The organism is Tepidibacillus sp. LV47 (assembly GCF_048381575.1).
In the GTDB taxonomy this organism is placed as follows: Bacteria; Bacillota; Bacilli; order Tepidibacillales; family Tepidibacillaceae; genus Tepidibacillus.
On record NZ_JBLWIF010000010.1, the window covers coordinates 22,078 to 36,205 of the forward strand.

14 protein-coding genes are annotated in these 14,128 nt (G+C 36.2%); all 14 read right to left on the bottom strand.

Annotation, left to right across the window (positions count from 1 at the left end; all coding sequences use genetic code 11):
* Positions 1-28: 28 nt before the first annotated feature.
* Entirely contained in the window at positions 29-328 is a 300-nt protein-coding gene (locus tag ACMW72_RS10575; protein WP_418368806.1) for an FtsB family cell division protein, read from the bottom strand.
* 12 nt (positions 329-340) lie between these two features.
* A complete protein-coding gene (gene yabQ, locus ACMW72_RS10580) occupies positions 341-928 on the bottom strand; it encodes a spore cortex biosynthesis protein YabQ (protein ID WP_418368807.1) in 588 nt (195 codons plus the stop codon).
* Positions 925-1,212 (bottom strand): sporulation protein YabP, encoded by a 288-nt coding sequence (yabP, locus tag ACMW72_RS10585; protein WP_418368808.1) that lies wholly within the window; start codon positions 1,210-1,212, stop codon positions 925-927. Before yabP ends, yabQ begins: the two co-directional genes overlap by 4 nt.
* Positions 1,213-1,274: 62 nt before the next feature.
* Complete coding sequence (locus tag ACMW72_RS10590; protein ID WP_418368809.1) at positions 1,275-1,535, bottom strand: RNA-binding S4 domain-containing protein; 261 nt, start codon at positions 1,533-1,535, stop codon at positions 1,275-1,277.
* A 5-nt stretch (positions 1,536-1,540) separates the two neighbouring features.
* A complete protein-coding gene (mazG, locus tag ACMW72_RS10595) occupies positions 1,541-3,010 on the bottom strand; it encodes a nucleoside triphosphate pyrophosphohydrolase (protein ID WP_418368810.1) in 1,470 nt (489 codons plus the stop codon).
* A gap of 10 nt (positions 3,011-3,020) precedes the next feature.
* Positions 3,021-4,652: a putative polysaccharide biosynthesis protein gene (locus tag ACMW72_RS10600; RefSeq protein WP_418368811.1), complete on the bottom strand. Its 1,632-nt coding sequence runs from the start codon at positions 4,650-4,652 to the stop codon at positions 3,021-3,023.
* Positions 4,653-4,817: 165 nt separating this feature from the next.
* Entirely contained in the window at positions 4,818-5,360 is a 543-nt protein-coding gene (gene spoVT, locus ACMW72_RS10605) for a stage V sporulation protein T (protein WP_418368812.1), read from the bottom strand.
* Between the two features lie 117 nt (positions 5,361-5,477).
* Positions 5,478-6,428: a peptidylprolyl isomerase gene (locus tag ACMW72_RS10610; RefSeq protein WP_418368813.1), complete on the bottom strand. Its 951-nt coding sequence runs from the start codon at positions 6,426-6,428 to the stop codon at positions 5,478-5,480.
* Positions 6,421-9,960, bottom strand: coding sequence for a transcription-repair coupling factor (gene mfd / locus ACMW72_RS10615; protein WP_418368814.1), 3,540 nt, complete (start codon positions 9,958-9,960; stop codon positions 6,421-6,423). The genes ACMW72_RS10610 and mfd overlap by 8 nt, the downstream gene beginning before the upstream one ends.
* Positions 9,961-10,057: 97 nt before the next feature.
* Positions 10,058-10,285, bottom strand: a complete 228-nt coding sequence (locus tag ACMW72_RS10620; RefSeq protein ID WP_418368815.1) for an anti-sigma-F factor Fin — start codon at positions 10,283-10,285, stop codon at positions 10,058-10,060.
* 83 nt (positions 10,286-10,368) lie between these two features.
* Positions 10,369-10,935, bottom strand: coding sequence for an aminoacyl-tRNA hydrolase (gene pth / locus ACMW72_RS10625; RefSeq protein ID WP_418368816.1), 567 nt, complete (start codon positions 10,933-10,935; stop codon positions 10,369-10,371).
* Positions 10,936-11,051: 116 nt separating this feature from the next.
* Positions 11,052-11,690: a 50S ribosomal protein L25 gene (locus tag ACMW72_RS10630; protein WP_418368817.1), complete on the bottom strand. Its 639-nt coding sequence runs from the start codon at positions 11,688-11,690 to the stop codon at positions 11,052-11,054.
* Positions 11,691-11,756: 66 nt separating this feature from the next.
* Positions 11,757-12,707: a ribose-phosphate diphosphokinase gene (locus ACMW72_RS10635; RefSeq protein WP_418368818.1), complete on the bottom strand. Its 951-nt coding sequence runs from the start codon at positions 12,705-12,707 to the stop codon at positions 11,757-11,759.
* Between the two features lie 14 nt (positions 12,708-12,721).
* The gene (glmU, locus tag ACMW72_RS10640; protein ID WP_418368819.1) at positions 12,722-14,110 is read right to left on the bottom strand and encodes a bifunctional UDP-N-acetylglucosamine diphosphorylase/glucosamine-1-phosphate N-acetyltransferase GlmU; all 1,389 of its coding nucleotides are present in this window, start codon (positions 14,108-14,110) and stop codon (positions 12,722-12,724) included.
* Positions 14,111-14,128 lie beyond the last annotated feature (18 nt).

The window sequence follows — 14,128 nt, forward strand, 5'->3', positions numbered from 1 at the left end:
TACTGTCAATATGACCATTACCTATCATTCATTGTTGTGGAGGAATAAAAATAAATTCCCCTGGCTTTGATAAAAAGTAATATTTTCTTGCAATCTCAGCAATATAATCATCTTTTTGTAATAACAAAATTTGTTTTTCTAATTCTTGTTTCTTTTTAAGCATGTTTTGCTCTTGAGCCTGTAATTTTTCTATCTTATCCTTTTTTTGTTGAATGATCGTCCATTGATGAAAACCTGTATATCCCGCCCAAACGAGATATAAAAAAAGGAGTAAAAGTACCCATCGAATCCGTTTTTTTGTTGATTTTCCATTATTCTGTTTTGACACAATCAACACTCCTTATCGACGGTGTTTATTAAACAATTTCTTCAATAAGGAGTGAAATCCTGCTTTCTTTTTAATATTTGTCTTAAATTTTACCCCTTGATTTTTTGTTGTTTTGTATACCATTGCGACAGGAGATAACAAAACCTTTTTAAAAAAAATTGTAAATAACCGATAAATGGCAAAAAGGCTGGAAATGAAAAACCCTGCAAATACGAAAACAGATTTATAAAGGAAAATCATCGGTTTAACAACAAGGATCTGAACCGTTTTTACTATGAGTTTCCAAAGAGAATAGATCAATGAATAAATGACAAGCCATAAACGGATGACCCCTTGGCTTATGGTTTGGTAATAAATCCACAAGCCAAGTAAGAAGGCTAGGATCATCATAAGCCGAAGTTGTCCACAATTCAGCCATAATAAAAGAGTAAAAATCAATAAAGCGGAAAAGATACCAAAAAAAACATCAATGAGAAAGACGAGCCACGAATAAAAATTCATTTTTCCTTTTAAAACTCGATACCCATCAAATAAAAAGCCAATAATAAAACCGCTGACTAACATGGATAGGATCGTTTGGAATTGTTGATGCAATGTCACTTAAACAACCTGCCAAAGATTCCTTTAGCTTTCTCCTGTCTATATCCTTCGTTTAAATAGCCCATATCCTCAATTAGCCCTTCAATCACCATTTTTCCCTGTTCTAAATCTAGGCTTTTGATGTGAAGATTTTGTCCATGAATGTGAAGATAACCATACTCTGTATTTAATAAAAACTCTTCACTATCAAAACTCTCCACATCAATAACCCCGGTCACTTGAAAATGCTCACGATTCATGATGATGATTTGGTGACTTTTTTCTCTCCGTGCCCGATCGTCCATATGAAATACCTCCTTTTGGTACATCATATGGCTTGGCAACTTTTTTTAGAACCGCCAAAAATTTATTCTGCGATTTTTTCTTCACGTATGACTTCATACATTTCTGTTGCATTTTCTTTTTTCGTGCTCTCAACTAATTGCTTCACTTTAACGGTTAGGATTTTTTGGCCAAATTGGATACTGATGAAATCACCTTCTTTTACAATGGAACTAGCTTTTGCGATTTTCCCGTTAATTTGAATTCTACCTAGATCACTTACTTCTTTTGCTAAGGTTCTTCGCTTAATTAAGCGAGAAACTTTTAAAAATTTGTCCAAACGCATCGTTATTATTCTCCCCTCCCTAAAGATTTCGCTTCATTCCATAACTGATCCATCATATCTAATGAGACTTCACGAATATCTAGCTGCTTTTTCTTTAATTGTTCCTCGATATAATGAAATCGTTTGGTAAACTTGCGATTGGCCATAGCCAATGCCGCTTCCGGATCAATCTTTAAAAAACGAGAGAGGTTAATCACAGCAAATAAAAGATCCCCAATTTCTCCTTGCAGCTGATCTTGTTTCGCCTGTTTGACCTCTTCAATCTCTTCATTGATTTTTTGATAGACATGATGAATATCTGTCCAATCAAATCCCACTTTGGCCGCTTTGCTTTGCAATTTATAGGCTTTCAGAATCTCAGGAAGATCTTTTGGAATTCCATCTAAAACGGATGAATTCTTCCCTATTCCTTTTTCCTTCCGTTCCTTTTCTTTGATTTTTTCCCAATGAACAAGGGCTTCTTCTGCTTTCTTTGCATTTTCATCGCCAAAGACATGGGGGTGTCTTCGGACTAATTTATCATTTAGTTGCTTGATCACATCATAAATATGGAAAAACCCTTCTTCAGACGCCATTTGGGAATGAAGCATGACCTGCAATAAGACATCGCCTAACTCTTCTTGCATATGTTCCATATCTAATTGGTCAATCGTTTCAAGGAGTTCATAGGTTTCTTCAATTAAATTCTTACGGATGGATTGATGGGTCTGTGCCCGGTCCCAAGGGCAGCCATTTGGGCCTCTTAACTGATCAATGATCTCAACGAGTTTAAAAAACTGAGAATGGAGGACTTCTCTTGAATCGGTCTTCTTTACCAAGATAGAACTTAAATGATGAAATTCATTTGGATTACGATCCAATTCATAAAGGGGAACTTCCTTTATCCGTTCTTCTTTCATTCCTAAATTTGCAGCAATGATCACAGGCCAATCATCAGGATAAACCTCCATCAAAGTTAATTTCACATCAGAGGCAACAAATTGATCATAAACCTGACTAATAATCAAGTGTTTAGTCGGTTGAATATCCTCTCGTTTTAAGGTTTCTCCATTTAAAAAGACAAAACCATCGATTGGATCGATTCGTAAAGAACGAAAAACCGCATCAAGAAAGCTCTCTCCTCCAAGAAGCTCAATCTCTATATCATGATCTTTTTTCTCAAGTAAATATTGAACACTTTTTTCCGCAACCATTGGATGCCCAGGAACAGCATAGATCAGCTCTTCTCCATTTTTTACTAATGTAAGTAAAGTCTTAGCAATCTCTTGATAAACCTGATCATATTCAGTATATGTATCGTACAAATGATCAAAGGTTTGATAACGAATTCCTTCTTTGTCTAAAAAGGAGACAACAGGGTGAACCTTTGTCCTTAAATAGATGTTCTTTCCATTCTTTAATTTTTTATAAATTCCTAAGGATAATTGATCTTCATCTCCGGCACCTAAACCAACAATGGTTATTTTCCCTTTCATGATCATCCCTTCAATCCTTCAAAAATTTTAATAATTTTAGTTTCTTGACCATCAAAATGAGTTGTGACCCATACTTTGGTAAATAAAACAATTCTCTTCTCGTAATTGCCCCAGTAAATAATAAACTGAAGAAATAACTGACCATACCAAAAAAAATTGAAATAAAGATAATCATCGCCATTAAAACTCTTTTAGAATCGATTAAGCTTTTTAAAAGAACCATTCCACTTAACATTGAAAAGATAACAAAACTTATCATAATCATCACAGAAATGATGGTTTTTAATAAAAATCGCAAACGAATTCCAACCTCAAAGTCATTGCGAATCACGAGTAAATTGAAGAATGTTACAAAAGCATAAGCAAAAACAGTAGCCAAAGCTGCACCGTGAATCCCAAATATAGGTACAAGAGCGATATTTAGAACTAATTTTATAAAAGCACCGATGAAAAGATACTTAGCAGGCAAAAAAACCTTTCCCAATCCATTTAAAACTCCTGTCGTTACCATGGCTAAGGAAGAAAAGATGACGGTAAAGGCCAAAATCGCTAAGGAGAATGATCCCGCATCATCTTTATAAAAGAAAATATTAATTGGGTAAGAAAGAATTGCTAAGCCAACAGAAGCAGGTAAACCCACTAAAATAGTAAAACGGATCGCTGCTGAAATATATTCAGAAACATTCTTATATTGACCTTTCACTAAAGATTCAGAGATGGTAGGAACTAAAACTAAACTTAGTGTTGGGGCAAAAAAGGTAGCAAATTGAATGAAAGGTTGAGCTCTTGTATACACTCCAAATAAGTTTTCCGCCTCATTTACTGATAAACCCATAAATTGTAATAGATTAGAAATGGAAAAGGAATCAACAACACCAAATAGAGGGTAAATAAGCGATCCGATTGCTATTGGTAGAGAGTAATAAAGAATTTTCTTGATGATCAGCCAAAATGATTCTTGATTTGTAAAAACGACATCTATATTCTTTTTGTTGGTGTAAGTCTTTTTCCAAAAAGAAATTAAAACAATTAAGCCCCCCATTGCGCCAGTAAATGCCCCAAAAGCAGCACCTGCTCCAGCATAATAGACTCCATACTGAGAATGATTCATGAAGTAAGCCGCTAAGATCAATATCGTCATGACTCGAACCAGTTGTTCAATCAGTTGTGAAAACGCCGTTGGTATCATATTTTGCTGCCCTTGAAAAAAACCGCGAAAAGCTGCCGTTATTGGTACAACTAATAGTGCAAAAGAGATACTTTTTATCGCTAAGGAAAGTTCTATATTCCCCATTAATTTCGCAATGGTTTTTGCTCCTAAAAAAAGGAAAAGAAAGACAATAATCCCTGACAATGAAAGCAAATAAGCGGATACCTTTAAGACTCGTTTTGCGCTGCGGAAATCTTCTTGTGCCAAATGCTCAGCAATAATTTTCGAAATGGCAACTGGAAAACCAGCGGTTGCCAAAATAAACATCATACTATATAATGGATAAACCTTATTATACACAGCAAGCCCTAAATCCCCAGCTATATTTTGATATGGAATCCGATAAATGGCTCCTAACAGTTTCGATAAAAAGGCGGCAACTCCTAGAATTGCGATTCCTTCAAAAAATGTTTGTGTTCGATTTCTCTCCATATTTTCTCCCCTCAATACGTAATCAAAACATAATTTAGTCAATGATACAAGATAAATTAAATAAAATAGGTTTGTATGTTCTCGGAAAGCCGTAAGGTTAGGAGCAGCTTTAGAATATACAAGCCAAAAAAGCAGGCGTTTGCCTGCTTTTTCCTTTTCTTTTCCTTATTGTTCCATTTGTTTTGCTAAAAACGATGATGCGGTTTCCACCATTTTTACTTCAAGATTACCCATCTTTATGCCATCCTCTTTACTGATTAAAATCACGGTACCAATGGGGTCGCCAGCTGCGATAATTGGAGCTATGACATAAGAGGATATTGTTTCTGGATTGTCTTTGATAATACTCACTTCACCTTTATTCGTATCAACCACTGTTTTCCTTTGCTCCATGCTCTCTTCTACGACTTGACCAATCGGTTTGTTCAAGTATTCTTTCTTGCTTGTACCTGCTACAGCGATAATGGTATCGCGATCAGTGATCAGTGTAGTAATGTTTAAATTTTCGTAAAGAGAATCGGCATATTCCTGAGCAAAATCACTTAGTTCGCCAATTGGGGAATATTTTTTTAAGATGACCTCCCCATCACGATCAACAAAAATCTCTAATGGATCCCCTTCACGAATCCGTAAAGTTCTCCGAATTTCTTTTGGTATAACAACCCGACCTAAATCATCAATGCGACGTACAATTCCTGTTGCTTTCATTCTATGCTGCCTCTCTTTCTTGTATATAAGTTAAGTTTTGAATATTCATTTTGAGTACTTGGTAACCATAGTATTCATCTACTGCCAATTTATTATACAAGAAAGAGAACGAACCATTTATTTGGAATGATTATTTCCCGATAAATCGATTTTAGTAATCAGTTTTGGTAAATCTTTATTCATAAAGTTGCTAAACATTTCCTCAATTAATTGCCTCTTTAAGATGGAAATTTCATTTTCCTTTAATTGTTCAAAGGAAGGAACTTTCCGACTGATTACTTTAATAATATGGTAACCATATTGGGTTTTCACCGGTTGATCGCTAATTTTCCCAGTGGGTTGTTTTAAAACAGCTTCTTTAAATTCGGGAACCCAATTGATGACCGATACATTTTCATAAATACCGCCTTTATCTTTGCTTCCTGGATCATCAGAATATTCCTTTGCTAATTTCGTAAAATCCTGCCCTGCCTTTAATTTAGCCAAAACTTCATTCGCCCTTTTTCTTGCCTCTTCATCTGTCCGATTGTTCGTTCCAATTAAAATATGGCTAACTGTTGCAATAACAAAATCTTGCTTCGATTTTTGAAAGGCATGTTTTAATTGGTCTTTTGTAATTTGGTTTTCAAAGTAAATTTGTATTCCAATATTCCTTTTTAGATAATCCTTAATATCATTCTCAGTAATCTTTAAATTCTTCAATTCCTTTTGATAATTATCCTCAGATCCCACCATTTGAATCTTTTGTTCCTTTAGGTATTGAAACGCATTGTCTACATCTTGCTCATTTTGAGGTGAGAGCTTTTCCTTAGTTCCTAGATATCGTTCTGCAATGAATTGTTCCAATAATCTTCTTTTTACATTTTGGTCTTTGATTTCTTTCACCACTTGGGGGTTTAAAAATTGAAGAACATTTAGGTACTTGTCAAAATCCCTTTGTAAAACCTGCCCATCTTTAAATTCGGCTACTACTTTGTTATTCTCCTGATCATTATTACAACCAAAAGTGGTTAATGTTAGCGCAATGATAAAAAAGAATAAGAGAAATCGTTTTTTTCGTTTACTCATTTTGAGCAATAGCTCCTTCCGTTTTTAAAGATTCTTGATATCGCTTTAAGAAATTTTCCAGCAAACTTAGCCACTGTTCTTGCGTTAGATTCTTCGTATTCAATTTTACGCCGATGTGGTGGCCAGAGGATAATTTAATTCGATGGTTAAAATCATTCGCAATTTGATACAGGCGATAGCCATCGATCACTTGATTTTGGTCTGGAGAGATCTTGATAAGAATCTCTTGCCCTTTTTGAGAAATGGATTCAATGTGATATTGATAAGTATAAGCTTTAATTCTAGCAATCGTTAATAAATTTCTTGTAGGTATTGGAATATCCCCAAAACGATCCTCTAATTCTTCTTCCAAGTCAAATGCTTCTTCAAGGGTTTTTACACTTGCGAATTTTTTATACATTTCGATTTTTTGCATCGAATCTTGAATATATTCTGTTGGTATATATGCATCCACGTCTAAATCGATCTGGGGCTCAATTATCTTCTCTTCTTTGGTCTCACCTTTCAACTCATCAATCGCTTCTTTTAACATTTGACTGTATAAGTCAAACCCTACCGATGCGATAAAACCATGTTGTTCAGCACCAAGTAAATTCCCTGCACCACGAATCGCTAAGTCTCTCATTGCGATCTTAAATCCAGAACCAAGCTCAGTGAACTCTTTGATGGCCTGTAAACGTTTCTCAGCTGCTTCTGTTAGGACTTTATCCCTTTGATAGGTAAAATAGGCATAGGCAATTCTATTAGAACGGCCTACCCTTCCACGTAATTGGTAGAGTTGGGAAAGTCCCATTTTATCCGCATTATAAACAATCAGTGTATTTACATTTGGAATATCAACACCCGTTTCGATGATGGTAGTGCTAACAAGAACATCATATTCTCCATCTAAAAATTCTAACATGATTCGTTCTAATTCTATTTCTTTCATCTGTCCATGGGCGACAACCACTTTCGCATCAGGCACAAGCACCCGGATTTGATCCGCCATCTGCTCAATATTTTTCACCTGATTAAAGAGAAAATAAACTTGCCCCCCGCGGGCCAATTCTCGTTCAATCGCTTCTCTTACCAAAGCACCACTATATTCTACTACATAGGTTTGGACAGGGAAGCGATTTTCCGGAGGAGTTTCAATCACTGACAAATCGCGAACCCCAAGCATGGACATGTGCAAAGTTCTAGGAATTGGAGTTGCTGTTAATGTAAGCACATCCACATTAGTTTTTAGCTGTTTTAATTTTTCCTTATGTTTCACACCAAAACGTTGTTCTTCATCAATAATGAGTAAACCTAAATCTTTAAACTGAACATCTTTTGATAATAAACGGTGGGTACCAATAACAATATCAACAATCCCGTCTTTTAATTGGTTAATGACTTCATTTTGTTCCTTCTTCGAACGGAAACGACTAATGACTTCAATCTTAATCGGGTAATCTTGAAATCTTTCTTTAAATGTTTCGAAATGCTGTTGGGCCAATATCGTTGTCGGTACGAGTACGGCCACTTGTTTTCCTGCCATTGCTGCTTTAAATGCAGCGCGGATGGCTACTTCTGTTTTCCCATACCCGACATCACCGCAGATCAATCGATCCATTGGCTCAGCTTTTTCCATATCTCGCTTCACTTCTTCAATAGCACGCAGTTGGTCAGGCGTTTCCTGATAAGGGAACAATGCCTCAAACTCCCGTTGATATACATTATCTTTGGGGAAAGGAAAACCTTTTTCCGATTTTCTTTTCGCATACAATTGAATCAAATCTTGAGCAATATCTTGGACAGAAGCTTTTACCCGATTTTTAACTTTTGTCCATTCAGATCCACCTAGTGAGTGAATTTTAGGTTCTTTATCTTCACCTCCCACATATTTTTGCACTAAATCGATCTGATCGATAGGTACATACAATTTATCATTACCTGCATATTTAATATGAAGATAATCTTTATGAATTCCATTGATCTCTAATGTTTCGATGCCTACGTATTTCCCAATGCCATGATTAACATGAACAACATAATCGCCAACCTTAAGATCGGTATAACTTTTAATTCTTTCTGCATTGGTTTGTTGTTTTATTTTTCTTGCTTTTCGTTGTTTTTTGGAAAAAACTTCTCCTTCTGTTATCAATACTAAATGGATACTACTCATTTCAAAACCAGATTGAAGATTTCCTTCAAGAATAATGGGTCTTATTGAAAGTTGATCTACCTTCTTGGAAACAAAATCGGCTTCTATTCCATAATCAAAGAGAACTCGTTGCAAACGTTTTGCCCTTTCTTGATCCGCTGCAAGGAAAACAACGCTCATTCCGGCCTTTTTCCAGCGTTCCATCTCTGACTTTAAAACATGCATTTGACCATGGAAGTTCTGCATGTTCCTGATAATAAAATGAACAATATTTTGTGGACTTACATGGGGAACTTGTCGCAAAAATAATGATAAATATAATCTCGGCTGACGAATATGATTCATGATATCCGTATAAGTTTGATAAATTTGTAATGACGGTAGAAATTCCCCTTGATTTAACAAGGTGAGTTGCCAGTCTTGAGCCTCTTTTTCTACTTGTTTTGCAAACTCAATCATCCGACTTGCTTCTTCAAAAACGATCACACTTTTCTCATCGATATAATCCAATAAAGTATATCCTTTTTGATAAAGAATCGATACATATTTATATAATCCGCTATAATAAGCTCCTTCTTTTAATTGTTCGATTTCCCATTTGATATTGGCCAGCAATTTTTCTTGGACGTTTGGATCTTTAACCTTAGCGAGATGCTCTTTTAAATGTTGTTCGATCTTTAATGCTGCTCTTTGGAATTCTTCTTTTGTCCCAATCCATTCTTTTGCAGGTGGAATATTGACTTTCTCTACCTTCTCTAATGATCGCTGAGAGGTTACATCAAAAATTCGGATGGAATCCACTTCCACATCAAATAGTTCAATGCGGAATGGCTGATCCATCGTAAGGGGATATACATCAATAATCCCCCCGCGAACACTAAATTCCCCTTTTTTCTCAACCATATCCGATCGTTCATAGCCTAGAAAAACCAATTTCTCTAGGAATTGATTGATGTCGATTTCTTGGCCCACTTTTAAAGAAATCATGGCATCGCTAAAATATTCTTTAGGGGGCAAAAACTTACTTAAACCAATATAGGGTATGATATAAATTCCTTGATCTCTATTTGCTAAATGTTGTAAAACATTGATTCGCTGTCCAAGGGTTTCGGGACTTTGGGCGTCAATATCGGTTATTGTTAATTCATTCGCAGGATAAAGGAACAATTGAGCAGAATCCACCATTTCTGCTAAATCATCATAAACCTTTTGAGCTTGTAATAGGTTATGAGTGACAACAATCACTTGTCGCTTTTCTTCGTTAAATAAACTAGCGACAAGCATCTGTTTAGCAGAACCGCTAAGTCCCGTAACCAATTGTTCTTTTAAGCCTGATTTCAGTCCTGTTAAAATCGACTGAAATTCGCTGCTAGAAGCGAATCTTTGTAATAAAATATCCATGATATCCCCCTTTCTCTAGTAATTTTCCCCTATTAAATCTTTTTTAGCAGCAAAAATAAGCCTTAGTCTTGAAACCAAGGCTTGTTAAATCTTTATTCTATTGTAGTAAATTAGAGAGTAACAAAAGTTCCGGATTTTGTTCCAGTGCTTCCTGGCAATATTCACAAATAACATTTGCAACGAGATCACCATTTGATTCATAGGAAATTATACTCTCACGCTCTTCTAGGGTCAAGGAATCAAACCCGAGCCGAGAGGCATCTACAGCTTGTTGATCAATGGAACCAAGATGATGTCCACAATGTCTACAAACATACTTAATCATACTATATGGCCTCCATTTGGAAATCATGACTTTATTCTTATTATTTCCAGCCAAATGGATGAACCATACCTTTTGCTCGGGATTTAGTTATATTTACTCATAATCTTTGGAAATTCTTTGCCTTTTATCCATTCTTGCGCTGCTTGACTTGCGAGTTGCAAACTTTCTTTCATAATAGGAATCTCCTCCTTTTGAAAAGGAGTGAGGACATAATCGACTACATCGTTTTCTTCAGGTTTACCAATACCGATTCTAATCCTTTTAAATTCAGTGGTATTCAAATATTGAATGATTGATTTGATCCCATTGTGGCCACCTGAACTCCCTTTTTCCCGAAGGCGAATCTTACCAAGGGGAAGGTCTAAATCATCATAGATCACTAATAAATCATGAACATTTAACTTGTACCAATCTAAAAGAGGTTTTACCGCTTCTCCTGATAAATTCATATAGGTTAAGGGCTTAGCTAAAATGACCTTTTCATCATCGATCTTTCCTTCATAAATGAGAGCATTCCATTTTGTTTTTGTAGAAAAAGTCGTTTCTCTTTTCAAGTCAAAAAGAATTTGATCAATTGTAAGAAACCCCATATTATGCTTCGTATTTTCGTATTGTTTCCCAGGGTTCCCTAAACCAACGAGCAATTTCATCTTTATTTCACAACTCCCTAAATGAAGCGAGTAAACATATCCCTAGTCTAACATAAGATTGGATGTAGATAAAGGTAAATATAATGAAAAAACGTAGCGAAAATGCTACGTTTCTTTTATTTTGCTGCATCGATCCCATGACTATCCCGAGCGTTGACAACTTCTGGTTCTTTTGTTGGTTCCTCTAAGTGTGCTTCTTGATCCATCCTTGACGGCACAACTTTTAAGATCACTGAATCTTTATCATGAAGTACTTCAACATCTTCTGGAAGCATGAGGTCTTTTACATACAAAGAATCGCCTATATCTAAGTCAGCAATATTCACCTGGATGAATTCAGGGATGGAAGCAGGCAACGCCCGAACTTTAATTTCCCTAAGCTGTTGCTGAATCACTCCCCCATTTCTTTCACCTATGGACTGACCAAAGAAATGGATCGGGACAAGCATCTCTACAGGGCGATCCAGATCAATTCGTTGTAAATCAACATGGACTACTTGGCGGTCAATGGGATTTATTTGGATCTCATTAATTTTCACAGGAAACGTATCATTTCCCATGGTTAGCGCGAAAAATCCGCTTTTCCCATGCTCCTTTAGTTGTTTTAAAAAAGTTTTCTGCTCAATTTGAATGGTTTGGTTGCCCTTTCCACCACCATATAAAATGCCAGGGATAAACCCATGATCTCTTAAATGATGTAAATCAGCATCGGTTCCTTTGATTCTTGGTTCAACTGGTAAGCCTACTTGTTCCATATTTTTCCCCTCCATATCCATAAACTATATCTTATTCTTTCCTAAATAGAGGGGAACTAAACCTGATTAATCAAATAATTTGCTTACTGACAATTTTTCATGGATGCGAATAATCGCTTCACCAATTAATGGGGCAACCGATAAAACTTTGATTTTATCAATCTGTTTTTCTTTTCCAAGTTGAATCGTATTTGTCACGACTAACTCTTTAATTTGTGAATTCAAAATTCGCTCGATAGCAGGCCCTGATAATACTGGATGTGTACATGTCGCATAAACTTCCTTAGCCCCAGCTTCTTTTAATGCGTTTGCAGCTAAAGTAATAGTTCCTGCCGTGTCAATAATATCGTCAATCAATACAGCTACTTTCCCCTCAACATTTCCGACGATATTCATCACTTCTACGACATTCGCATCCGGACGTCTTTTATCGATAATTGCGATTGGCGCTTCTAAACGTTCAGCTAATTTCCTTGCTCTCACAACCCCACCATGGTCAGGAGAGACAACCACTACATCTTTTAAATTCTTCTTAAGAAAATAATCTGCAAGAATAGGAACACCTAGTAAATGATCAACAGGAATATCAAAGAACCCTTGGATCTGAGTCGCATGTAAATCCATCGAAATCATTCGATGGGCTCCAGCTGTTTCAATCAAATTGGCAACTAATTTTGCAGTAATTGGATCTCTTGCTCTTGCCTTTCGATCTTGTCTAGCATAACCATAATAAGGGATCACAACATTGATACTTTTCGCCGATGCTCGTTTTAGTGCATCAACCATGATTAAAAGTTCCATTAAATTTTCATTAACAGGTGCAGAGGTAGGTTGAATCACAAATACATCTGCTCCGCGTACACTTTCATTTAACTTTACGCGAATCTCTCCATCACTAAAGCGAAGAATTTCAGCATCCCCCATCGGGATCCCAATATGATTGACAATTTCTTGAGCTAAAACAGGATTTGCATTCCCTGTAAATACTTTTAATGTTTTATCTTCATATTTTGGCATTATCGCATCCTCCATCATGATTCCTTAGAATTATTTCTTTCCCGTATTTTTTTAACATACCCTTCTTTGTTTACTTGCCTCTCACGAGCAATCGCTAATGAGAAGTCAGGGACATTTTCAGTAATCGTTGAACCAGCAGCTACATACACATCGTTACCAACCGTAACTGGTGCAACAAGATTGGTATTACAACCAATAAATGAACGGTCGCCAATTTCTGTTCGATGTTTTCTATAGCCATCATAATTTACCGTAATCGTACCTGCTCCAATATTGACATTTTCCCCTATCGTTGTGTCACCAATATAACTTAGATGGGGGACCTTTGATTCTTTCCCTATTTTTGAATTCTTGATCTCTACAAAGTCACCTACTTTTACAGATTCACCTATTTCTGAACCAGGTCGAATATAGGCAAAAGGACCGATTATAGCCTTACTCGCTATTTTTGATGAATAAATGACAGAATGAGTAATCTTCACATCATCATTAACAATGACATCGATTAATTCTACATTTGGCCCAATGGTACAATCATGACCAATCGTCGTATTTCCACGAAGATATGTGTTCGGATAGATAATAGTATCGCTTCCAATTACAACCCCTTTTTCAATGTAAGTTGTTTTTGGATCGACTATCGTTACGCCATTTTTCATATGCTGCTCAACAATTTGTGTTCGAAGAATCTCTTCTGCTTTAGCAAGGGCAATGCGATCATTGATCCCGATCGTCTCGTTGGCATCAATGGTTTGATATGCACCGATCTTTTCCCCTTCATTCCTTAGAATTTCAATGACATCTGTAAGATAATACTCCCCTTGGACATTATCATTTTTTACTTTCGATAAAGCAAAAAAGAGCTTCTCGTTATCAAAACAGTACGTACCTGTATTCACTTCTTGGATTTCTTTTTCTTTTGCTGAAGCATCCTTTTCCTCAACAATTCGTAACACATTTCCGTTTCCATCACGAATAATCCGCCCGTAACCTGTTGGATTTTCTAACTTCGTTGTTAGTATTGTGGCTGCTTGATTCTTTTTTTGATGTTCTTCAATTAGTGCGCCCAGCGTTTTTGAGGTTAAAAGGGGAGAATCGCCCATTACAATAAGTGTTGTTCCTTTTTTATTTGCTAAGATTGGGCCTACTTGTAATACTGCATGAGCAGTGCCTTTTTGCTCTTCTTGCGTCACATATTCAACCTGATCTTTTAAATATGCTTTTACTTCTTCGGCTTTATGGCCAACAACAAGAATAATTTGTTGAACACCCGTTTCTTTTAATCCGTCAACCACATGGCCAACCATTGGTTTGCCACATAGAGCGTGCATGACTTTACTATGTTTCGATTTCATTCTTGTCCCTTGGCCAGCTGCCAAAACAACCCCATATAAATAGGACATTTATTACCCTCCACTACG